Source organism: Microbispora bryophytorum (assembly GCF_006874465.1).
Classification (GTDB): Bacteria; Actinomycetota; Actinomycetes; order Streptosporangiales; family Streptosporangiaceae; genus Microbispora; species Microbispora bryophytorum.
In genome coordinates, this window is sequence record NZ_VIRL01000002.1 from 598,770 (window position 1) to 620,679 (window position 21,910).

At 71.9% G+C, this 21,910-nt stretch carries 18 protein-coding genes; 10 read left to right on the forward strand and 8 right to left on the reverse strand.

Features of this window, described 5'->3' with window-relative positions; genetic code table 11:
* The first annotated feature begins 41 nt into the window (after positions 1-41).
* The 4 genes from gltB (at position 42) to FLX07_RS07085 (ending at position 8,612) form a co-directional block, all read left to right on the forward strand.
* Positions 42-4,571, forward strand: coding sequence for a glutamate synthase large subunit (gene gltB, locus FLX07_RS07070; RefSeq protein WP_142568712.1), 4,530 nt, complete (start codon positions 42-44; stop codon positions 4,569-4,571).
* Between the two features lie 68 nt (positions 4,572-4,639).
* Complete coding sequence (locus FLX07_RS07075) at positions 4,640-6,124, forward strand: glutamate synthase subunit beta (RefSeq protein ID WP_142568714.1); 1,485 nt, start codon at positions 4,640-4,642, stop codon at positions 6,122-6,124.
* A 193-nt stretch (positions 6,125-6,317) separates the two neighbouring features.
* Positions 6,318-8,000, forward strand: a complete 1,683-nt coding sequence (locus tag FLX07_RS07080) for a S8 family peptidase (RefSeq protein ID WP_223852705.1) — start codon at positions 6,318-6,320, stop codon at positions 7,998-8,000.
* Positions 8,001-8,195: 195 nt separating this feature from the next.
* Positions 8,196-8,612, forward strand: coding sequence for a DUF2784 domain-containing protein (locus FLX07_RS07085; RefSeq protein WP_142568716.1), 417 nt, complete (start codon positions 8,196-8,198; stop codon positions 8,610-8,612).
* On the opposite strand, the gene FLX07_RS07090 is transcribed toward FLX07_RS07085, so the two are convergent.
* Positions 8,533-9,402, reverse strand: a complete 870-nt coding sequence (locus FLX07_RS07090) for a hypothetical protein (protein ID WP_142568718.1) — start codon at positions 9,400-9,402, stop codon at positions 8,533-8,535. The two genes, FLX07_RS07085 and FLX07_RS07090, sit on opposite strands and share 80 nt — an antisense overlap.
* A gap of 107 nt (positions 9,403-9,509) precedes the next feature.
* On the opposite strand from FLX07_RS07090, the gene pyk reads away from it, so the two are divergent.
* The 6 genes from pyk (at position 9,510) to FLX07_RS07115 (ending at position 16,161) form a co-directional block, all read left to right on the forward strand.
* Positions 9,510-10,943 carry a pyruvate kinase gene (pyk, locus tag FLX07_RS07095; RefSeq protein WP_142568720.1) on the forward strand — a complete coding sequence of 478 codons (1,434 nt, stop codon included), beginning with the start codon at positions 9,510-9,512 and terminating at the stop codon, positions 10,941-10,943.
* A gap of 147 nt (positions 10,944-11,090) precedes the next feature.
* Entirely contained in the window at positions 11,091-12,905 is a 1,815-nt protein-coding gene (locus tag FLX07_RS07100; RefSeq protein ID WP_142568722.1) for an ABC transporter ATP-binding protein, read from the forward strand.
* Positions 12,902-14,770 (forward strand): ABC transporter ATP-binding protein, encoded by a 1,869-nt coding sequence (locus tag FLX07_RS07105; protein WP_142568724.1) that lies wholly within the window; start codon positions 12,902-12,904, stop codon positions 14,768-14,770. The genes FLX07_RS07100 and FLX07_RS07105 overlap by 4 nt, the downstream gene beginning before the upstream one ends.
* Positions 14,771-14,897: 127 nt before the next feature.
* Entirely contained in the window at positions 14,898-15,371 is a 474-nt protein-coding gene (locus tag FLX07_RS07110; RefSeq protein ID WP_142568726.1) for an anthrone oxygenase family protein, read from the forward strand.
* 11 nt (positions 15,372-15,382) lie between these two features.
* The gene (locus tag FLX07_RS36340; RefSeq protein ID WP_167748139.1) at positions 15,383-15,556 is read left to right on the forward strand and encodes a hypothetical protein; all 174 of its coding nucleotides are present in this window, start codon (positions 15,383-15,385) and stop codon (positions 15,554-15,556) included.
* Entirely contained in the window at positions 15,553-16,161 is a 609-nt protein-coding gene (locus FLX07_RS07115) for an NAD(P)-dependent oxidoreductase (RefSeq protein WP_167748140.1), read from the forward strand. Before FLX07_RS36340 ends, FLX07_RS07115 begins: the two co-directional genes overlap by 4 nt.
* A 5-nt stretch (positions 16,162-16,166) precedes the next feature.
* Here the strand turns inward: FLX07_RS07115 and FLX07_RS07120 are convergent, their stop codons facing one another.
* The 7 genes from FLX07_RS07120 to FLX07_RS07145 all read right to left on the reverse strand — a co-directional run bounded on the left by FLX07_RS07120 (position 16,167) and on the right by FLX07_RS07145 (position 21,861).
* Positions 16,167-16,604 (reverse strand): acyl-CoA thioesterase, encoded by a 438-nt coding sequence (locus tag FLX07_RS07120; RefSeq protein ID WP_142568730.1) that lies wholly within the window; start codon positions 16,602-16,604, stop codon positions 16,167-16,169.
* Positions 16,601-16,750: a hypothetical protein gene (locus tag FLX07_RS36345; protein ID WP_167748141.1), complete on the reverse strand. Its 150-nt coding sequence runs from the start codon at positions 16,748-16,750 to the stop codon at positions 16,601-16,603. The genes FLX07_RS07120 and FLX07_RS36345 overlap by 4 nt, the downstream gene beginning before the upstream one ends.
* A gap of 73 nt (positions 16,751-16,823) precedes the next feature.
* On the reverse strand, positions 16,824-18,098 hold the full coding sequence (locus tag FLX07_RS07125) for an ABC transporter substrate-binding protein (RefSeq protein ID WP_142568732.1): 1,275 nt from the start codon (positions 18,096-18,098) through the stop codon (positions 16,824-16,826).
* Entirely contained in the window at positions 18,059-19,153 is a 1,095-nt protein-coding gene (locus FLX07_RS07130) for a branched-chain amino acid ABC transporter permease (RefSeq protein WP_142568734.1), read from the reverse strand. The genes FLX07_RS07125 and FLX07_RS07130 overlap by 40 nt, the downstream gene beginning before the upstream one ends.
* Positions 19,146-20,036, reverse strand: coding sequence for a branched-chain amino acid ABC transporter permease (locus FLX07_RS07135; RefSeq protein ID WP_142568736.1), 891 nt, complete (start codon positions 20,034-20,036; stop codon positions 19,146-19,148). Before FLX07_RS07135 ends, FLX07_RS07130 begins: the two co-directional genes overlap by 8 nt.
* A complete protein-coding gene (locus tag FLX07_RS07140; RefSeq protein ID WP_229689647.1) occupies positions 20,036-20,947 on the reverse strand; it encodes an ABC transporter ATP-binding protein in 912 nt (303 codons plus the stop codon). The genes FLX07_RS07135 and FLX07_RS07140 overlap by 1 nt, the downstream gene beginning before the upstream one ends.
* Positions 20,935-21,861, reverse strand: coding sequence for an ABC transporter ATP-binding protein (locus FLX07_RS07145; protein ID WP_142568738.1), 927 nt, complete (start codon positions 21,859-21,861; stop codon positions 20,935-20,937). The genes FLX07_RS07140 and FLX07_RS07145 overlap by 13 nt, the downstream gene beginning before the upstream one ends.
* Between the last annotated feature and the right edge of the window lie 49 nt (positions 21,862-21,910).

Consider the following 21,910-nt stretch of genomic DNA (forward strand, 5'->3'; position numbering starts at 1 on the left):
TCCCTCTGTTCCACGCAGACGTTGACGACGGGAGTGACTACATGCCTGCTGCCCGCCTTGGCCTTCCCGGAGGTCTCCCCGAGCCCCAGGGACTCTACGACCCCGGATTCGAGCACGACGCCTGTGGCGTAGCCATGGTGGCCGATGTCGCCGGTCGCCGCAGCTACGACATCGTCGCCAAGGCACTGACCGCGCTCCGCAACCTCGATCACCGGGGTGCGAGCGGCAGCGAGCCGGACACCGGCGACGGAGCGGGCATCCTCACCCAGATCCCCGACGCGTTCTTCCGCGGGGTCGTGGACTTCGCGCTGCCGCCCGAGGGCGCGTACGCCGCGGGCACCGCGTACCTGCCGCTGGACGAGCAGGCCAGGCAGACCACGATCGGCCTCATCGAGCAGATCGCCGCCGAGGAGGGCGTGACCATCCTCGGCTGGCGCGGCCTGCCGGTGGACCGCGAACTGCCCGGCGCCACCGCGCGCGCGGTCATGCCGCACTTCGCGCAGCTGTTCGTGACCTCGCCCGGCGGCGAGAGCGGCGTCGACCTCGACCGCATCGTGTTCGCCTTCCGCAAGCGGGCCGAGCACGAGGCGGACGTCTACTTCTCCTCGCTGTCCTCGCGGACCATCGTCTACAAGGGCATGCTGACCTCGCTGCAGGTCGAGCCGTTCTTCGCCGACCTGTCCGACGAGCGCTACGTCAGTGCCATCGCGCTGGTCCACTCGCGCTTCTCGACCAACACCTTCCCCTCCTGGCCGCTGGCCCACCCGTACCGGTACATCGCCCACAACGGTGAGATCAACACCGTGCGCGGCAACCGCAACTGGATGCGCGCCCGCGAGGCCATGCTCGCCACCGGCCTGATCCCGGGCGACCTGCGGCGGCTGTTCCCGATCTGCGACCCCGACGGCTCCGACACCGCCTCGTTCGACGAGACGCTGGAGCTGCTGCACCTCGGCGGCCGGTCGCTGCCGCACGCCGTGCTGATGATGATCCCGGAGGCGTGGGAGAACCACACCGAGATGGACCCGGCCCGCCGGGCCTTCTACGAGTTCCACTCCACCCTCATGGAGGCGTGGGACGGCCCCGCGTCCATCACCTTCTCCGACGGCACGCTGGTCGGCGCGGTCCTCGACCGCAACGGCCTGCGCCCGGGCCGGTTCTGGGTCACCGACGACGGCCTGGTCGTGCTCGCCTCCGAGGCGGGCGTGCTGTGCGACATCCCGCAGGAGAAGATCGTCCGCAAGGGCCGCCTGCAGCCGGGCCGCATGTTCCTGGTGGACACCGCGCGCGGCCGGATCATCGAGGACGACGAGATCAAGGCCGAGCTCGCCGCCTCCCAGCCGTACGGCGAGTGGCTGCACGCGGGCCTGGTCCGCTTCGAGGAGCTGCCCGAGCGCGAGCACGAGCACCCCACCCACGAGGCGCTGGTCAAGCGGCAGCAGACCTTCGGCTACACCGAGGAGGAGCTGCGGGTCATCCTCACGCCGATGGCCAAGAACGGCGCCGAGCCGATCGGCTCGATGGGCACCGACACCCCGGTGGCCGTGCTGAGCGAGAAGCCGAGGCTGCTGTTCGACTACTTCAGCCAGCTGTTCGCGCAGGTCACCAACCCGCCGCTGGACGCCATCCGCGAGGAGCTCGTCACCTCGCTGCAGTCGACGATCGGCCCGGAGGGCAACCTGCTCGACCCCGGCCCGGCCTCGTGCCGCCGGCTCGTGCTGCCCTACCCGGTGATCGACAACGACGAGCTCGCCAAGATCGTCCACATCAACGACGAGGGCGCGCTGCCCGGCTTCCAGCCGCACGTCGTGTCCGGCCTGTTCGACGCGGCCGGCGGCGGCGAGGCGCTGGTGCGGCGGCTGGAGGAGATCCGCCAGGAGGTCTCCCGGGCCATCGAGGACGGCGCGCGGATCATCGTGCTGTCCGACCGCGGGTCCTCCCGCGAGAAGGCGCCGATCCCGTCGCTGCTGCTCACCGGCGCCGTGCACCACCACCTCATCCGGGAGAAGTCCCGCACCCGGGTCGGCCTCGTGATCGAGACCGGCGAGGCCCGCGAGTGCCACCACATGGCCCTGCTCATCGGCTACGGCGCCAGCGCGATCAACCCCTACCTCGCGCTGGAGACGGTCGAGGACATGTGCGGGGATCTCGGCATCCTCGAACTGGACCCGCGCAAGGCCGTGCGCAACCTGATCAAGGCGTACGGCAAGGGCGTGGTGAAGGTCATGTCCAAGATGGGCGTGTCCACGGTCGCCTCCTACACCGGCGCGCAGATCTTCGAGGCCCTCGGCCTCGGCGCCGAGGTCATCGAGCAGTGCTTCGCCGGCACCACCTCCCGGCTCGGCGGCGTCGGCTTCGACGTCCTGGCCGAGGAGGCGCTGGAGCGGCACGCGCGGGCCTACCCCCGCGCGGAGAACCCGCACCGGCGGCTGGAGGTCGGCGGCGAGTACCAGTGGCGCCGCGAGGGCGAGCCGCACCTGTTCAACCCGACCACCGTCTTCAAGCTGCAGCACTCCACCCGCACCCGGCGCTACGAGATCTTCAAGGAGTACACGTCCCTGGTGGACGGGCAGTCCGAGAAGCTCATGACGCTGCGCGGCCTGTTCCGGCTGCGTCCCGCCGGCGCGCCCGTGCCGATCGACGAGGTCGAGCCGGTCGAGTCGATCGTCAAGCGGTTCTCCACCGGCGCCATGTCGTACGGCTCCATCTCCATGGAGGCGCACGAGACGCTGGCCATCGCGATGAACCGGCTCGGCGCCAAGTCGAACACCGGTGAGGGCGGCGAGGACCCCGAGCGGCTGTACGACCCCGAGCGGCGCAGCGCGATCAAGCAGGTGGCCTCCGGCCGCTTCGGCGTGACCAGTGAATACCTCGTCAACGCCGACGACCTGCAGATCAAGATGGCGCAGGGCGCCAAGCCCGGCGAGGGCGGCCAGCTTCCCGGCCACAAGGTGTACCCGTGGATCGCCAGGACCCGGCACTCCACGCCCGGCGTCGGCCTCATCTCCCCGCCGCCGCACCACGACATCTACTCGATCGAGGACCTGGCTCAGCTCATCCACGACCTGAAGAACTCCAACCCGCGCGCCCGCGTCCACGTGAAGCTGGTGGCCGAGGTCGGGGTCGGGACCGTGGCGGCGGGCGTCAGCAAGGCCCACGCCGACGTCGTGCTGATCTCCGGCCACGACGGCGGCACCGGCGCCTCCCCGCTGACCTCGGTCAAGCACGCGGGCGCGCCCTGGGAGCTCGGTCTGGCCGAGACCCAGCAGACGCTGCTGCTCAACGGACTGCGCGACCGCATCGTCGTCCAGGCCGACGGCCAGCTCAAGACCGGTCGCGACGTGGTCATCGCGGCGCTGCTCGGCGCCGAGGAGTACGGCTTCGCCACCGCTCCGCTGGTCGTCTCCGGCTGCGTCATGATGCGGGTCTGCCACCTCGACACCTGCCCGGTGGGCGTGGCCACCCAGAACCCCGAGCTGCGCAAGCGGTTCAGCGGCAAGCCCGAGTTCGTGGTGAACTTCTTCGAGTTCATCGCCCAGGAGGTGCGGGAGTACCTCGCCGAGCTCGGCTACCGCTCGCTCGACGAGGTCATCGGGCGGGCCGACCTGCTCGACACCACCCGGGCGGTCGACCACTGGAAGGCCTCCGGCCTCGACCTGTCGCCGATCCTGCACCAGCCGGAGCTGCCCGAGGGCACCCCGCGGCGCAAGGTCGTCGACCAGGACCATGGGCTCGACAAGGCGCTGGACAACACGCTGATCCAGCTCGCCGAGGGCGCGCTGAACTTCGGCGACCCGGTCACGCTGGAGCTGCCCATCCGCAACGTCAACCGCACGGTCGGCACGATGCTCGGCCACGAGGTGACCAAGCGGTACGGCGGGGCCGGCCTGCCGGACAACACGATCGACGTGTCGTTCACCGGCTCGGCGGGCAACTCGTTCGGCGCGTTCGTGCCGCGCGGCATCACGCTGCGGCTGACCGGCGACGCCAACGACTACCTCGGCAAGGGCCTGTCGGGAGGCCGCGTCATCGTCCGCCCGCACCCCGACGCGCCGTTCGAGGCCGAGACGCAGGTCATCTCCGGCAACGTCGGCCTGTACGGCGCGACGTCCGGCGAGGTCTTCGTCCGCGGCGTCGTGGGCGAGCGGTTCTGCGTGCGCAACTCCGGCGCGACCGCCGTCGTGGAAGGCGTCGGCGACCACGGCTGCGAGTACATGACCGGCGGCCGGGTCGTCGTCCTCGGGCCGACAGGCCGCAACTTCGCGGCCGGCATGTCGGGCGGCGTCGCGTACGTGCTCGACCTGCGGCCCGAGCGGGTCAACCGCGAGATGGTCGAGCTGGAGGCGCTGGACGACGACGACGCCGAGTTCCTGCGGGAGATCGTCGACAAGCACTTCGCGGAGACCGGATCTACGGTGGCCAAGGCGCTGCTCGCCGACTGGGACGCCGCGCTCGGCCGGTTCGGGAAGGTCATGCCGTCCGACTACAAGCGGGTCCTGCGGGCGCGGGCCGCCGCCGAGGCCGAAGGCCGCGACATCGACGAGGCGGTCATGTCCGCCGCCCACGGGTGACGCCGATGCGAATCACCGCGACCGTTTCCGTGACCGTTTCCCTGCAGGGATAGAGGGGGGTAACACCGTTGGCTGACCCGAAGGGGTTCCTGACACACGGGCGCGAGCTGCCGGCGCGCCGCCCGGTCGACGTCCGCATCCGCGACTGGCGCGAGGTCTACGAGGACTTCCCCCGGCCCGCGCTCGCCAAGCAGGCGGCCCGCTGCATGGACTGCGGCATCCCGTTCTGCCACAACGGCTGCCCGCTCGGGAACCTCATCCCCGAGTGGAACGACCTCGTCTACCGCGACGACTGGCGTGAGGCGATCGAGCGGCTGCACGCGACCAACAACTTCCCCGAGTTCACCGGCCGCCTGTGCCCCGCGCCGTGCGAGTCGGCGTGCGTCCTCGGCATCAACTCCGACCCGGTCGCGATCAAGCGGGTCGAGGTCGAGATCGTGGACCGCGCCTTCGCCGAGGGCTGGGTCACGCCGCAGCCACCCGCCGCCAAGACGGGCAGAAAGGTCGCGGTCGTCGGCTCGGGCCCGGCCGGCCTCGCCGCCGCGCAGCAGCTCACCCGCGCCGGGCACGACGTCGTCGTGTTCGAGCGGGCCGACCGGATCGGCGGGCTGCTCCGCTACGGCATTCCCGAGTTCAAGATGGAGAAGCGGCACGTCGACCGCCGCCTCGCCCAGATGGAGGCCGAGGGCACCGAGTTCCGCACCGGCGTCGACGTCGGCGTCGACGTCACCGTGGACCGGCTCCGCGAGGAGTTCGACGCCGTCGTGCTGGCGGGCGGAGCCACGGCCTGGCGTGACCTGCCGGTGCCCGGCCGCGAGCTCAAGGGCGTCTACCAGGCGATGGAGTATCTCCCGCCCTCGAACAAGGCCCAGGAGGGCGACTACGCCGAGTCGCCGATCTCGGCCGAGGGCAAGCACGTCGTCGTGATCGGCGGCGGCGACACCGGCGCCGACTGCATCGGCACGGCGATCCGCCAGGGCGCCCTGTCGGTCACCCAGCTGGAGATCATGCCGAGGCCGCCGGTGGACCGTCCGGGCAGCCAGCCGTGGCCGACCTACCCGATGCTGTTCAAGATGGAGAGCGCGCACGAGGAGCTGGAGGCCGGGGCGGGCGACCGGGTGTACGCGGTGTCCACCACCGGGTTCGCCGGCGACGACGAGGGCAACGTGCGGGCGCTTCGCCTGGTCGAGGTCCAGGGCCCGGCGGCGGGGTTCGCGCCGATCCCCGGCACCGAGCGGGAGATCCCGGCCGAGCTGGTGACGCTCGCCATGGGCTTCCTCGGCCCGGAGAAGGGCCCGCTGCTGAACGACCTCGCGGCGCTGTCCGGTGACCCGGAGTCGTTCTTCGACGCCCGGGGGAACGTGGCCAGGAACGCGTCGTACGAGACGTCGGTCGAGGGCGTGTTCGCGGCCGGTGACATGGGCCGCGGCCAGTCGCTGATCGTGTGGGCGATCGCCGAGGGCCGGTCGGCGGCGGCGGCCGTGGACCGCCACCTGAGCGGGCGGACCGTCCTGCCCGTTCCCATTCCGCCGACGGCGCGGCCTCTCGTCTGAGGGATGCCGGCGGCCGTGGTCCCAGGGGACCGGACCACGGCCGCCGGGATTGGGTCGTGCCAGGCACTCTCAAGGTGATAAAGCGGGCATATGCCATTTCGGTGGCCGGGGTTGCGAGCGCATACGGCTGCCGGGAGGATGCTGAGCCCGGACGAGGGCCCCGGCACCAGGGGCCCGCCATCGAGGAGGATCGTTGTACGCACGGGGGCGGCTCGCCGGGGCCATCATGTCCATCACGCTGCTCGGCGGGCTGGGGGCCGCGGCACCGCCGGGGGCGGCGGCCGCGCCCGAGCCCGCGCAGAACTACCTGGTCTTCTACAAGGACGGCGGCTCGGCCGCGGCGCAGCGGGCGGCCGAGACGGCCGGAGGAACGGTCCAAGCGCGGGACGACAAGCTCGGCTACCTCATCGTGCGGGCGTCCGACCCCGAGAGGATCGGCGCCGACCCCTCCGTGATCGGCGTGACACTCGACCGTCCCATCGGCAAGATCGCCGACGTGCCCGCGCCCTCCGGCGTCCGGCCCGCCGAGAACGTCGGCCCCATCGAGCACGTCGGGGCCGCCGAGCACGCCCGGTCGGCCGCGAAGCATGTCAGGTCAGCACAGGGCGGCGACCCGCTCTCCGGCCGCCAGTGGGATATGAAGATGATCGGCGCCACCCCGGCCGGGTCGTACGCCAAGGCCCGGGGCAGCCACAAGGTGCTGGTGGGCGTCATCGACACGGGCGTCGACGGCAGGCATCCCGACATCGCGCCCAACTTCAATCGGGCGCTCAGCCGCAACTTCGTCGTGGACCAGCCGACCGACGACAACGGCAAGGCGCTCGACGGGCCCTGCGAGCACAAGGGCTGCAAGGACCCGGCCGACGTGGACGACGACGGCCACGGCACCCACGTCGCGAGTACCATCGGCTCGCCGATCAACGGCATCGGCGTCAGCGGGGTGGCCCCCGACGTGTCGCTGGTCAACCTCCGCGCCGGCACCGACTCGGGCTTCTTCTTCCTCAAGCCCACCATGGACGCCCTGGAATACGCCGCCGACGTCGGCGTCGACGTGGTCAACATGAGCTTCTACGTGGACCCCTGGACGTTCAACTGCGCGAGCAACCCGAGCGACACGAACAGGGAGCAGTTGGAGCAGCGGGCGATCCTGGAGGGCATGCGCCGCGCGGTCAAGTACGCCCGCGCGCACGGCGTCACGCTCGTCAGCGCGATCGGGAACGAGGGCCTCGACCTCGGCAAGGTGAAGACCGACTCCTCCAGCCCCGACTTCCCGAAGGGCGTGGAGAAGAAGCGGTCCGTCGACAACACCTGCCTCAACGTCCCGGCCGAGCTGGACGGCGTCATCTCGGTGTCCTCCGTCGGCCCCGGCGGGCGCAAGGCGTCGTACTCCGACTACGGCGTCGAGCAGACCGACATCGCCGCGCCGGGTGGCGACATGTTCGACGGGGGCACCGACCTCAAGGGCACGAGCCGGGAGATCCTGGCCGCCGCTCCCGAGAACGTCATGCGCGCCAAGGGCCTCATCGACGCCGCGGGCAAGCCGAAGACGTCCTCGGTGATCCGCGACTGTCACCACGGCACGTGCGCCTACTACCAGTACATGGAGGGCACCTCCATGGCCGCGCCGCACGTCACCGGGGTGGCGGCGCTGATCATCGGCCGGTTCGGCAAGCCGGGCAAGGGCGGGCTCCAGATGGACCCCGCGCAGGTGGAGCGCCTGCTGTACGCGACGGCGACGCCGAAGGGCTGCCCGGCGCCCCGCACCTACCGGTACGGCACGGGCGAGAGCCAGGTCTGCGAGGGGCCCACGGCCAAGAACGGCTTCTTCGGCCACGGCCTGGTCGACGCCGCCCGGGCCGCCACCGCCGCGCCCTGAGCCTTCCCGGGGCGCTCTTCCCGGGTCCGCCCGGGGGCTGCCCTGTGCTTCTCTCCTGGGCCGCTTCCTGGGGCTGCCCTGGGCCTGCCCGGGCGGCCTTGGGGCTCGTCCGCACCTGAGTACGCGCCTGAGTAGTCCGCCGGATGCCCGGCGGGCCGTGGCGGCCTACCCTCCTTCGCGGAGGAGGGCAGAACGATGATCTACCGGCTCGTCTGGCAGGCAACGATGGCGGCGCATTTCCTCGTCATCGCCTACATCGCCCTGGGCGGCTTCCTCGCCTGGCGGCGGCCCCGGCTGATCTGGCCGCATCTCGCGCTGTGCGCCTGGGGGCTGGTGCAGCTCGCCGGGCTCGCGGAGTGCCCGCTGACCGCGCTGGAGAACTGGGGGCGGGCCGGGGCGGGGGAGCGCGGCCTGCTGCCCGGCGGCTTCATCGACACCTACATCGAGGGCGTCGTCTATCCGGAGGCGTACGTCTGGCACGTGCGGTGTGCGGTGATCGCCGTGGTGCTCGTCTCCTGGGCCGGTCTCGCGATCAGGATCCGCCGACGCCGCACACGTCCTGGGCGTACGACAGGAACGCCTGCTGCACCGGAGCCGGGGGCGTTGCGATGAGGTAACGCTTCTCGCCGCCGCCCACGGTGCCGTAGATCGGGAACAGGTAGGCCTTCTTGGCCTCCGCGAAGGCGTGCCAGTCGCAGCGCATGGGGGTGACCTCCACCGGGATCTCCAGCCGCGTGGCGTCCGCCGCGAGCACGGCCACCAGCCCGCGCTCGCCGCCGCGCGGGTGCCGGGAGCGGGGGAGCATCGTGTAGTGCGTGGTGGCGCCGAGGTCGTCGATGGTGATCGGCTCCGCTCCGCCCTTCCTGGTGACGACGAGGTTCCCCTGGAGGGTCCGGCCCACGCGGGTCCAGGTGTCGCCGAACGTCACGTCCACCGACCGGCGCAGGATGTAGGCCCCGCACTCGGCCTTCACCAGCCCGTCCAGCGTGGGATCGGGGTGGTGCACCGGGAACACCACCTTGCGCGGCGTCCCGTCGCCGACCTGGATGTGCGCCACCACCGTGGCCGGTTTGACCGGCGGGATCGTCGCCGGGTCGCAGCGCGCCTCGCCGTACGGGATCCGCAGGTCCGTGCGCGGCGTCCGGCCGAGGGCGGTGTCCATGCGGGTCGGCGGGAGCGTCGCGAACGAGCCGGTCACGAGCTGGACGTCCAGGAAACGAACCTGCGTTCCGGCGTCGTTGCGCACGGACACCTCCAGCTCGTGGGCCGTCTCATCGCTGCGCCACTGGTTCAGCGACACCGAAACGCCCGCAGGGGGTGCGCCCGATTCGGTACCCTGGCCTCCGCACGCGGCCAGGGTGAACAGCGCCGTTATTACCCCCCAGGTCCGGGTACGTCCCATGGCTGCCTAGGCTAGGGCACGCGGATGATCGCGTGAAGTGTCTGAACATTTGGCGACAGCTGTGTGCGCCGTCATTGCAAGTGGTCTGTACCAATTAGGGTAGTGCTGTGAGTCGTCGAGCAAAGATCGTCTGTACCCTCGGGCCCGCCACCTCCTCACCGGAGCGCCTACGCGAGCTCATCCAGGCGGGCATGAATGTCGCCCGCTTCAACCTCTCGCATGGCAGCCACGAGTTGCACAAGGAGGTGTTCGACCGGGTCAGAGCCGCTGCCGACGAGCTGGGCTGCGCCGTCGGCGTCCTCGCCGACCTCCAGGGCCCCAAGATCCGCGTCGGGCGTTTCGCCTCCGGCCCCGTACGGCTCGGCTTCGGCGACGTCTTCACGATCACGACTGAGGACGTCCCCGGCGACCGCGACCTCGTGTCCACGACGTACCCGGGCCTGCCGGGCGACGTCAAGCCCGGCGACACGATCCTCGTCGACGACGGCCGGCTGAACCTCGAGGTGACCGCGGTCGAGGGGCCGCGCGTCGTCACCCGTGTCGTCGTCGGCGGCATGATCTCCGACAACAAGGGCCTCAACCTCCCCGGCGTCGCCGTCAGCGCTCCGGCGCTCACGGACAAGGACGAGGAGGACCTGCGCTGGGCGCTGCGCACCGGCTTCGACATGATCGCCCTGTCGTTCGTCCGGTCGCCGGACGACGCCGCGCTCATCCACACGATCATGGAGGAGGAGGGCGTCCGGCTCCCGATCCTCGCCAAGATCGAGAAGCCGCAGGCCGTCGACTGCCTCGAGGAGATCGTGGACGCCTTCGACGGCGTCATGGTCGCCCGCGGCGACCTCGGCGTCGAGCTTCCGCTGGAGCAGGTGCCGATCGTCCAGCGCCGCATCATCGAGCTGTGCCGGGAGAAGGCCCACCCGGTCATCGTGGCCACCCAGATGCTCGACTCGATGATGAGCGCCCCCCGGCCCACCCGCGCCGAGGCGTCCGACGTCGCCTACGCGGTGATGGACGGCGCGGACGCGGTGATGCTGTCCGGGGAGACCTCGGTCGGCACCTACCCGATCGAGTCGGTCTCCACGATGGCCCGCATCGCGGTCGCCGCCGAGGGCACCACGCTGCAGGCCACCCACACGCTGGATCGCCTGCCCGAGACGACCGGCGGCGCCATCGCCCGCGCCGCGGCCGAGGTCGGCGCGATCGTCGGGGCCAAGGCCCTGGTGGCGTTCACGATGTCCGGCGAGACCGCCCGGCGCCTGGCCCGCTACCGCTCGTCGATCCCGCTGCTGGCGTTCACCTCCAACCCGCAGGTGCGCGGCCAGCTCGCGCTGACCTGGGGCGTGGAGACGTTCGAGGTGCCGTTCGTGCATCACACCGACGACATGGTGCGCCAGGTGGAGGCCTCGCTGCTGTCGCTCGGCGTCTGCGAGAAGGGTGACAAGGTCGTCGTCGTCGCCGGCTCGCCGCCCGGCAACCACGGCTCCACCAACGCCCTGCGCGTCCACACGATCGGCTCGGCGGTCGCCCACCCGTCGACCTGATCCAGGCGGCCGGTTCCCCCGGGCCGCACGGCCTGGGGCACCCGGCGGCGGGAGAAAACCCCTTGAAGGCGCGGCGCCCTTCGACGGAGCATGGCAGGAGCGAGTCGACCTTTCCTGTCAGATGCCGGAGGAGCGCTGCGCCCGTTGATGGACTCCCCTCAGGCACTGGACTCCCCTCAGGCACCCGGGCCCGACGCGGGTGACGACGCTGTCCGCCGGTCGTCGTGGCGCTCGCTGTGGCGGTTGCGGTCCTACCTGCGCCCGTACGTGTCCAGCCTGGTGGTGTCCTGGCTCGCCGCGCTGTTCGGGATCGCCGCGGCCACGGTGATCCCGCTGGTGAGCAAGGAGATCATCGACGGCCCGGTGGCCCACGGGGACCTCGGCGGGCTGGTTCCCCTCGGGCTGCTGGCCCTCGGCCTCGGCGTCGCCGAGGCGGTCCTCACGTTCGTCCGCCGCTGGTCCCAGGCGGGGCCGGTCCTCGGCCTCGAGACCGCGATCCGCGACGACCTCTACCGTCATCTCCAGCGGCTGCCGATGAGCTTCCACGACGGATGGCAGTCCGGCCAGCTGCTGTCCAGGGCGACGACCGACCTGTCGTCGATCCGCCGGTTCCTCGGCTTCGGCGTCCTGTTCCTGATCATGAATATTTTGCAGCTCACCGCGGTCACCGTGGTGCTCCTGCGGATGTACTGGCCGCTCGGCCTGCTCGTCGCCGTCTCCGCCGTCCCGGTCGTGGTGCTGGCGCTGCGCTTCGAACGGCGCTACATCGTCATCTCCCGGCAGGTGCAGGACCAGCAGGGCGACCTCGCCACACTGGTCGAGGAGTCGGCCGTGGGAATCCGCACGGTCAAGGCGTTCGGGCGGCGCGAGCACGTCTTCGCGAATTTCGCCGCCGCCGCCCGCGAGATCCGCCGCACCTCGCTGGCCAAGGTGCGGCTGTCCTCCCGGTTCTTCACCTTCCTCGAAGTCGTGCCGAACGTCACCCTCGCCCTGGTCCTGCTGCTCGGCGCGATCGCGGTCGGCGCCGGCGCGCTGACGCTCGGCACCCTGGTCGCCTTCACCACGCTGGTCCTCCAGCTCGTCTGGCCGGTCGCCTCGCTCGGCTACATCCTCGCCATGGGCCAGGAGGCCATGACCTCGGCCGACCGGGTCGTCGAGGTGCTCGACACCGTGCCCGCGATCAGCGGCGGCCCGGCCGCCATCGAGCGCCCGCGCGGCCACGTGCGCTTCGAAGGCGTCGGGTTCCGCTTCCCCGGCGCCGACCGGCCGGTGCTGCGCGACGTGTGGCTGGAGGTGCGGCCGGGGGAGACCCTCGCCCTCGTGGGGGCCACGGGGTCGGGCAAGACGACGCTCACCGCGCTCGTGCCCCGCCTGCTCGACGTCACCTCGGGCCGCGTCACCGTGGACGGGCACGACGTGCGGGACCTGTCGCTGACCTCGCTGCGCTCGGTGGTCGCCACGGCGTTCGAGGAGCCGACGCTGTTTTCGATGAGCGTCCGCGAGAACGTGACGCTCGGCCACGGACACGCCACCGAGGGAGAGATCAGGCAGGCCCTGGAGATCGCGCAGGCGACCTTCGCCTACGACCTGCCGTGGGGGCTCGACACCCGCATCGGAGAGCAGGGGATGTCGCTGTCGGGCGGTCAGCGGCAGCGGCTCGCGCTGGCCAGGGCGGTCATCGGCAGGCCGCGGGTGCTCGTCCTCGACGACACCCTGTCGGCGCTCGACGTGGAGACCGAGGCGCTGGTCGAGGAGGCGCTGCGGCGGGTGCTCGCCGAGGCGACCGGCATCGTCGTGGCGCACCGCGCCTCGACCGTGCTGCTCGCCGACCGGGTGGCGCTGCTGCGCGACGGCACCGTCACCCACGTGGGCCGCCACGGCGACCTGCTGTCGGCCGTGCCGGAGTATCGCGAACTGCTCGCACAGGACGCCGACCTCGACCCCGAAGGCTCGATGCGATGACTCAGGAGACCGGCAGCGACGCGGGAGGCGACGCGGAAGGCGACGCGGGGAACACGGAAGTGTGGCGCGGGGTCGCCGCCGAGAACCGCGACGAGATCTCCGAGCGCGTCTCCCTGCTGCTGCGCACCCGGTCGCGCCGCCTGCTCGGCGACCTGCTGCGCCCGCACCGCCGGGCCATCGGCGTGCTCACGGCGGTCATCGTGGTGTCCAACGCCGCCGGGCTGGCCCTGCCGTACCTGGTGAAGACGGGCATCGACGACGGCATCCCGCCCATGCTGCGCGGGCAGGGCGCGGGCACGCTGCTCGCGATCGTGGGCGCGGTCGTGGCCGCCACGCTCACCCAGGCGCTCACCCGGCAGGCGTTCCTGCAGATGTCGGGCCGGATCGGTCAGGACATCCTGCTGGAGCTGCGCCGCCGGGTCTTCGGCCACTTCCAGCGCCTGTCGCTGTCGTTCCACGAGAAGTACACCTCCGGGCGGGTCATCTCCCGGCTCACCTCCGACGTGGACGCCATCGCGGAGCTGCTCGACTCCGGTTTCGACGGCCTGGTCACGGCCGTGCTCACGCTCTGCGGCACCGCGGTCATGCTGCTCGTGCTCGACGTGCGCCTCGGCCTGGTGGCGCTGCTGCCGCTGCCGGTCCTGCTGCTGTTCACCCGGTGGTTCCGTCGTCAGTCGAGCGTCACCTACCGCCGTACGCGGGAGGCGGTCGCGCTGGTCATCGTCCACTTCGTGGAGTCGATGACCGGGGTCCGCGCGGTGCAGGCGTTCCGGCGGGAGCCGCGCAACCAGGAGATCTTCGAGCGGCTCAACGCGGACTACCGCGCCGCCAACACGCGCGGCATGCGCCTGGTCGCCGTGTTCATGCCCGGGATCAAGCTGATCGGCAACGTCACCGTCGCCGCCGTCCTGCTGTACGGCGGCCTGCTCGCGCTGCGCGGCACCGTCACGGTCGGCGTGCTCGCCGCCTTCCTGCTCTACCTGCGCCAGTTCTACGAGCCGATGCAGGAGATCAGCCAGTTCTACAACGCCCTGCAGTCGGCGGGGGCGGCGCTGGAGAAGCTGTCGGGCGTGCTGGAGGAGCGGCCCTCGGTGGCCGAGCCCCGCAGCCCGGCGCCGCTGCCGCGCGCCGCCGGGGCGCTGCGCTTCGAGGCCGTCCGGTTCGCCTATTCCGACGGCCCGCCGGTGCTGCCGCTGCTCGATCTGGTGATCCCCGCCGGGCAGACCGTGGCCGTCGTCGGCACCACGGGCGCGGGCAAGACGACGCTGGCCAAGCTCATCGCCCGGTTCCACGACCCGGTCGCCGGGCGGGTGCTCCTCGACGGTGTGGACCTGCGCGACCTGGACGAGGACACCCTGCGCCGCCACGTGGTGATGGTCACCCAGGAGAACTACCTGTTCAGCGGGACGGTCGCGGACAACGTGCGGTTCGGGCGGCCCGGCGCGCCGGATTCGGAGATCGAGCGGGCCGCCGAGGCCATCGGCGCCCACACGTTCGTCTCCGCGCTCCCCGACGGGTACGACACCCAGGTCGGCAAGCGCGGCGGCCGCATGTCGGCGGGGCAGCGGCAGCTCGTCGCGTTCGCCCGGGCGTTCCTCGCCGACCCCGCCGTGCTGATCCTGGACGAGGCCACCTCCAGCCTCGACGTGCCCAGCGAGCGCCTCGTGCAGCGGGCGCTGCGGACGATCCTCGCCGACCGGACCGCACTGATCATCGCTCACCGCCTGTCCACCGTGGAGATCGCCGACCGGGTGCTCGTCATGGAGCACGGCCGGATCGTGGAGGACGGCCCGCCGGAGCGCCTGGTCGCCGGCGCGGGCCGGTTCGCCCGCCTCCACCGCGCCTGGCTCGACAGCCTCGCCTGACGCCCGCCGTCGCGGACTACTCCCGGCGTCCTAGCCCCGGGCGGGCGGGGTGATCCCGGTGGGGTAGCGGCAGATGACTCCGTGGGTGGGACGCCGCCGAACCCCGGCTGGACGACGATAGCCGTTCATGGGAACCCCATTCAGGTATATCCACGGGGCGGCGTTGCTGGCCACCGGCCTGCTCGCGGGCGCGTTCGCGTACGGCGCGGCCAACGTGATCCCCACGTTCGGGGCCGTTCCGCTGGATGTGCGGCTGACCTTCCACACCACGATGATGAAGGTCAACGAGCCGGTCATGCAGAGCGCGATGGCGCTGGCCATCCTCACGACCTTCGGTCTGGCGATCGCCGGCCGCGGCCGGGCGCGCGGGCTGGCGCTCGGCGCCGGTGCGCTGGCGCTGACCTCGCTGCTCGTCACCGTGTTCGGCAACGTCCCGCTGCATGCGCGTTTCCGCGAGTGGGCCGCCGGTCCGGTCCCGGACGGCTACGCCGAGGTCTTCCGGCGGTGGGAGCTGTTCCACGACCTGCGCACCCTGACCGCGCTGGCCGCTTTCATCCTGATCATCACCATCGCCGTCGTCAACCGGCCTTCCAGCCGCTAAGGAGAACACTCATGTTCCGTCGCCGTCCTGGTCACCGTGCCGCCGGACCTCCGGAGCCCGGCGGGGTGGACACCCCAGAACCCGAGGGCATGCTCACGATGAGCGTCGTGTGCGGGGTGGCGCGGTCCGCGCCCGGCGGACCGGCGCGGCGCGTCGAGTCGATCACCCGGACGGTGACGCCGTGAACCTCACTCTCGTCGGCTCCACCGGCCGCACCGGACGCTACGTCCTGGCCGAGGCGCTGCGCCGCGACCACCGGGTCACCGCCTTCACCCGCAACGCCGCCGCCCTGGAGGCGCGGCCGCATGCCGTCGTCGAAGGCGACGGCCGCGACCTGGACAAGATGCGCACGGCCGTGGAAGGCGCGGACGCGGTGATCTCCATCATCAACGGCGGCGACCGCGACGACCCGCACCGCGCGGCCGAGGCCACCCGCACCATCATCCAGGCCATGACCGATTCCGGGGTCGAGCGGCTGATCGTCACCACCCCCTACCCGATCGTCGCCCGCAAGCCGTTCCTGCTCATCTGGCTGCTGCGCCGCCTGCTGGCCACCCCCTACGCCGACGCTCGCGACCTGGAGCAGGCCGTGAACGCCAGCGACCTGGACTGGACCATCGTCCGGCTGACCCGGCTCACCGACCGGCCCGCCGTAGGGGCGGTCGTGATCCGTCGCGAGCTGCTGGCCAAGCCGCGCGGCCTGACCCGGGCGGATGTGGCGACCGCGCTGCTGGACATCGCCGAGGGGGGCCATCTGAGCGGCGTGGCCGTCAACGTCCACGGTCGCTGAAACCGCTACACGGGGGGTGGGGAGAGGAGGCGTTCCATCGCGGGACGCAGGGGCGGGCCGATCTCCACGGGGCGGCGGGTGTGCCGGTCCACGAAGACGTGCGTGAAGTCGCCCTCGGCGACCAGCGTGTCGCCGGCGAACAGCGCGAGCTCGTAGCGGACGCTGGAGCGGCCGAGGTGTCCGATCCGCAGGCCCACGCTGATCACCTGCGGGAAGGACACCGAGGCCCGGTAGGAGCAGCGCGACTCCACGCACAGCCCGATCACCCGGCCCTCGTGGACGTCCAGCCCGGCCTCCTCGATCAGCCAGGTGTTGATCACGGTGTCCATCAGCGAGTAGTGCACGACGTTGTTGACATGCCCGTAGACGTCGTTGTCCTTCCACCGGGTGGGCACGTCCCGCCAGTGGGGATACGCCGGCCGGTCGTTGGCGGGACCGCTCACCGTCCGAGGTCCCGGCCGGCGGTCTCGGGCGTCTCGCGCCCCCGGTGGAAGCCGGGCACGCCCTCCTCGACCGCGAACGGCGTCACGAACCGCCGGGCGCGGTCGCGGAAGGCCCCGTGGTCCTCGCCGTAGATGGTGCGTCGCATCGATTCTCCAGACGATTGTTCGGCATGGGGATACTAGCGAGTCATCACGGCGTGGACACGGCGGCCGTCGCGCTCAGCCCACCGGCACCGGGTAGTCCTTCGCCAGCTCGGAGACCGCCGCCTCCCTGAAGACCACAGCGCCGCCGAGCGCCGCCTTGTCGGGCTTGAGCACGTATGACGACCGGGAGGCGGGCTTGTCGAAGAACGTGAAGTCCATCGGAGTGCCGAGGTCGCCGCCGAAGCTCGACTGCGAGCGGTGCGCGTTCAGGACGCCCTCCCGGGTGAGGTCCTTGGCCGCGCACGCCTTCTTCATCGCCTCGTCCACGATCATCGCCGCGCTCCAGCCGGTCGGGATGCCGCTGTCGAGCGTCTGGCCGGGATACTTCGCCTGGTAGTCGGCCACCAGCCGCTGCATCCCCGGGTTCTGCGCGCTGACCGGCGTCCCCGCGGACACGTAGTAGAAGTCCTTCAGCAGCGCCGGCCCGGCCGGGGTCGCGAGAAGCTGCGGAGCGTAGGCCGAGTTGCTGCCGACGAACGGCACGTCCATGCCCTTGGCCAGGGACACGCCGACCAGCGAGGCCGTCTGCCGCGGCCCCACCGAGACGAGCACGGCCTTCACCCCGGCCGCCTTGAACGCCGCCACCTGGGCGCTCATGTCCTGGTCGGTCGCCTTGATCTTCTGCTCGACGATCCGCAGGCCGAGCTTGCCCGCGGCGTACTTCGAGCCGTCGAGCGAGCTCTCGCCGTAGTCGCCCTCGAAGTACAGGTGCCCGATCTTGTCGCCGGACCTGATCCCCTTCTCCTTGGTGAGGAACTCGACGGCGTTGATCATGTCCACGTCGTACGTCGTGCCGGTCACCTGGATGGCCCGGCTGCCGAGCAGCGTGGTCGCCCACGCCATCGGGATCGTGAGCAGCTTGTCGCCGTCGATGCGCTGCTTCAGCGCGGTGATCATCGGGGAACCGATGAACTGCACGATCGCCGCCGACTTGGGCGCGACCTCGGTGTAGGCGGCCACCGCCTTCTGCGTGTCGTAGCCGTGGTCGCGCACGACCAGCTCGTAGGTGCGGCCGCAGACCCCGCCGCCGGCGTTGACCTGGTCGAAGTAGAGCTGCTGCGCCTGCGTCTGGCTCTTGCCGAACGACGCGTAGGGGCCGGTGAGGTCGGTGAGCGCGCTCACGGTGATCGTGGTGGCGGTGACGCCGGGGCCGGTCGTGACCCCGTCACCGCCGGCCGCCGCGCCGGCGCCTGCGTCACCGCCCGTGGCCTTGCCGCTCGCGCATGAGGCAACGGCCAGGGACAGCAGGGCTAACGCCGCGACGCCGGTGCGGGTGCCGATTTTGCCCATCTGAGCTCCTTGGATCGAACGCGGCCGAGCCGCATGGCGAGCCCGGCCAGACCGCCGGGCAGGAACAGCACCACCGCGACGACGGCGGCGCCGTAGAGAATCCGCGCGGCCTCGGCGGGAGAGACCCCGCCGGAACCCGGCTCGGCCACCAGCGGCAGGGCGTCGCTGTAGCGCGTGAGCAGCTGGGGGAGCAGGGAGACGAACGCGGCGCCGACGACCGCGCCGGCGACCGATCCCAGGCCGCCGATCGTGATCATCGCGAGGTAGTCGAGCGACAGCAGCATGCCGAAGTAGTCCGGCACGACCTGCTGGAAGACCAGGGCGACCAGCACCCCGGCGAGCCCGCCGTACATGGACGACAGGACGAACACGCCCGCGCGGTATCGGGCCACCGGGACGCCCATGACCCCCGCGGCGATCTCGTGGTCCCTGATCGTGTTCATCGCCAGGCCGGGACGGCCGCGCAGCACGCCCCTGGCGAACGCCGCCGCGCCCGCGAGCAGCGCGATCCCGAGGAACCACAGCCGTTCGAGCGAGCCGAACGGCACGTTCAGCACCACCAGCTCAGGGGTGTCGGCGAAGACGAGGCCGAACAACTCCATCGGCGGCACCGGCCGTCCGTTGAAGCCGCCGGTCACCGGCTCGGCGTTGAACAGGATGTGCTGGCCGACGAAGATCAGGGCGAGCGTGGCGATGCCCAGGTAGGCGCCCTTGAGGCGGCCCGCGATCGGGCTGAACAGACCGCCGGACACCCCCGCGACGATCACCGCCGCCACGGCCGCGAGCGGCGTCGGCAGCCCCAGGTCGGACGACAGGAAGACGTAGGAGTACGCCCCGACCGCGAGGAAGAAGGCATGCCCGAGGGACAGCTGCCCGGTCGCCCCGGTCAGCAGGTTGATCCCGATCGCGCCGATCGCCGCCGACATCGCGAACAGCCCCGCCTGCAGCCAGAACCCCTCCAGGTAGAAGGGCACCGCGACGGCCGCCGCGAGCACCGCGACGCACAGCGCGGCCCGCAGGGTCCGCGCTACGGCTGTGGGCGTGGGCTCAGACACGGGCCGGCTCCTTCGTGCCGAACAGCCCGGAGGGCCGCAGCAGCAGGATCACGATCATCACGAGGAACGGCGCCGCGTCGCCGATGCCGCGGCCCAGGAAGGCGAGCTCGCTCTGGTAGCCGCTCATCAGCGTCTCGGTGACGCCCACGATCAGCCCGCCGGCCAGCGCGCCCGTGGTCGAGTCGAGGCCGCCGAGGATGGCGGCGGGGAACGCCTTCATCGCCGCCGCCGCCGTTCCCCTGTCCAGGCCCGGCGTCGGGAAGACGCACAGGAACATCGCCGCGACCGCGGCCAGCGCCCCGGCGACGGCCCACGCGCTGAGCGAGACCCGGCCGAGCCGCACGCCCATCAGCGCTGCGGTCTCCGCGTCCTCGGCCGTGGCGCGCATCGCCACACCCCAGCCGGTGAACTTGAACGCGAGCAGGAACGCCACAATCAGCGCGGCGGCGACCGCGAGGGCCACGACGCGGGTCTCGGCGACCGTGACCGGGCCGATACGCAGCACCCGGTCGCCCCAGGGGTCGCCGAGGGCGAGCACCTCGGTGCCGATCCGGCGGGTGAGCTCGGTCGTGAGCAGGATGTCCACGCCGATCGTGACGATGGCCAGCACGCCGCGCGAGCCGACGTGCGCCCGGCGCAGGATCAGGAACTCCACCAGCGCGCCGACCAGCGCCGCCGCCGCGATCCCGGCCGCCACCGCCGCCCAGAACCCGATCAGCGGGTGCAGCCAGGCGATCGCGTAGCCGCCGGCCAGCAGCAGCGACGCGTGGGTGAAGTTGACCACCTCGGTCGCCTTGAAGATCACCACGAAGCCGAGCGCGATCAGCGCGTACACGGCCCCGACCGAGATCCCGTTGACGAGCAGCTCCAGGAAGACCGCCATCACGCCTGCTCCCGCCCGGCGGAGGGGCCGCCGGAGTCGCCCTCTCCGTAGTCGCCCAGATAGGCGCGGATCACCTCGGGGTCGCGCTGGACCTCCTCGGGCGGCCCGTCCGCGATCCGCCTGCCGAAGTCGAGCACGGTCACCGCGTCGGCGATCCGCATGACCATGCCCATGTCGTGCTCGACCAGCAGGATCGAGATGCCGAGGCTCTCGCGCACCGACCCGATGAGGCCGGCCATCTCCCGCCGCTCGCCGCCGTTCATCCCCGCCACCGGCTCGTCCAGCAGGAGCAGCCGCGGCTCCATGCACAGCGCCCGGGCCAGCTCCACCCGCTTCTGCACGCCGTACGGCAGCAGCCCCACCGCGATGGTCAGCGCGTCGCCGACGCCGGCGAACTCGGCGATCTCCGCCACGCGCGCGCCGTGCCGTACGGCCTCGCGCCTGGCCGAGGGCAGCCGCAGGCCGGCCGAGACGAAGCCGGCACGGGTCAGGCGATGCCGGCCGAGCATGAGGTTGTCGCGGACCGTCAGGTGCGGCGACAGGGCGATGTTCTGGAACGTCCGCGCCACGCCCAGCGCCGCCACCCGGTGCGGGCGCAGCGAGGTCAGCTCGGCGCCGCCGAAGCGGACGCTGCCGGAGGCGGCGCGGTAGACGCCCGACAGCACGTTGAAGCAGGTGGACTTGCCCGCGCCGTTCGGACCGATCAGAGCGTGCACGCTGCCGGGGGCCACGGTGAAGCTCACCGCGTCGAGCGCGGTGAGCCCGGCGAAGCGGACCGTCACCTCGCTGACCACGAGTTCCGGCGGGCCGTCGCCGCTGGCCGAACCGACCGGTTGGTTTCTCTTGGGCGCGCGCGGACGCCTCAACGGGTGTGCGTGCGGTTCGCCGCGGCGGAGGGTCATGCCGTCCATCTCGCCAACCTGGTCCTCTCGGGCCTCTCGTGAGCTGGGCCGGGGTCGGTACCGACCGGTCGGTCTGTTTCGGGCACGCCGACGCCGAGGTAACGGCGGCGCACCTCGTCGCTGGCCGCGAGGTCCGCCGCCGGTCCCGACAGCGTCACCTCGCCCACCTCAAGCACGTACGCCCGCTCGGCCAGCGCGAGCGCCATCGCGGCGTTCTGCTCCACGAGCAGCACCGACGTCCCCTGGGCGTTGATCTGGCGCACGGTGTCGGCGATCCGGGCCGCCATCAGCGGCGCGAGCCCGAGCGTGGGCTCGTCGAGCAGCAGCAGCGAGGGCCCGGCCATGAGCGCCCGGCCGATCGCCAGCATCTGCTGCTCGCCGCCCGACAGCAGTCCCGCCCGCTGGTGGGCCCGCTCGGCCAGCACCGGGAAGAGCTCCAGCACCCGCTCACGGGCCGCCGCGGCGCGCCTGCCCGGCACGCTCAGCGCTCCGGCGCGGAGGTTCTCGGCCACCGTCATCCGGGCGAACACCCGCCGTCCCTCCGGCACCTGGACCACGCCGCGTCGTACGACGGCCGCGGCCGGCACTCCGTCGAGGCGGGATCCGCCGAAGGCGACCGTTCCCGACGTGATCGCGCCCCGGTGGAACCGCAGCGTCCCCGAGACGGCGCGCAGCAGCGTCGTCTTGCCCGCGCCGTTCGCGCCGAGCACCGCCGCCACCGCGCCCCGGGGCACGGCCAGGTGGACGCCCCGCAGGGCGCGCACGGGGCCATACCGCACCTCCAAGCCCCTGATGTCGAGGCCCTCACTCCTCTGATCCACAGTCCCGGGAGCCGCGATCCCCGGGTCGACGGTCCCCGGAGCCGCGGTCCCCGGCCCCACCGTCTCCGGGCCGCCGATCCCCGGACCCGCCTCACCAGACATCCGCGCCTCCTGTGACTTCGATGAAGGCACACCCAACCCACCGTGGTCG

What these genes read in the sequence shown, in the direction of transcription:
- FLX07_RS07090 (WP_142568718.1), bottom strand. Translation starts at nt 9,402, where the DNA reads ATGGGACGTACCCGGACCTGGGGGGTAATAACGGCGCTGTTCACCCTG.
- gltB (WP_142568712.1), top strand. Translation starts at nt 42, where the DNA reads ATGCCTGCTGCCCGCCTTGGCCTTCCCGGAGGTCTCCCCGAGCCCCAG.
- FLX07_RS07085 (WP_142568716.1), top strand. Translation starts at nt 8,196, where the DNA reads ATGATCTACCGGCTCGTCTGGCAGGCAACGATGGCGGCGCATTTCCTC.
- FLX07_RS36345 (WP_167748141.1), bottom strand. Translation starts at nt 16,750, where the DNA reads ATGCGACGCACCATCTACGGCGAGGACCACGGGGCCTTCCGCGACCGC.
- FLX07_RS07110 (WP_142568726.1), top strand. Translation starts at nt 14,898, where the DNA reads ATGGGAACCCCATTCAGGTATATCCACGGGGCGGCGTTGCTGGCCACC.
- FLX07_RS36340 (WP_167748139.1), top strand. Translation starts at nt 15,383, where the DNA reads ATGTTCCGTCGCCGTCCTGGTCACCGTGCCGCCGGACCTCCGGAGCCC.
- FLX07_RS07100 (WP_142568722.1), top strand. Translation starts at nt 11,091, where the DNA reads ATGGACTCCCCTCAGGCACTGGACTCCCCTCAGGCACCCGGGCCCGAC.
- FLX07_RS07105 (WP_142568724.1), top strand. Translation starts at nt 12,902, where the DNA reads ATGACTCAGGAGACCGGCAGCGACGCGGGAGGCGACGCGGAAGGCGAC.
- FLX07_RS07125 (WP_142568732.1), bottom strand. Translation starts at nt 18,098, where the DNA reads ATGGGCAAAATCGGCACCCGCACCGGCGTCGCGGCGTTAGCCCTGCTG.
- FLX07_RS07145 (WP_142568738.1), bottom strand. Translation starts at nt 21,861, where the DNA reads ATGTCTGGTGAGGCGGGTCCGGGGATCGGCGGCCCGGAGACGGTGGGG.
- FLX07_RS07135 (WP_142568736.1), bottom strand. Translation starts at nt 20,036, where the DNA reads ATGGCGGTCTTCCTGGAGCTGCTCGTCAACGGGATCTCGGTCGGGGCC.
- FLX07_RS07140 (WP_229689647.1), bottom strand. Translation starts at nt 20,947, where the DNA reads ATGGACGGCATGACCCTCCGCCGCGGCGAACCGCACGCACACCCGTTG.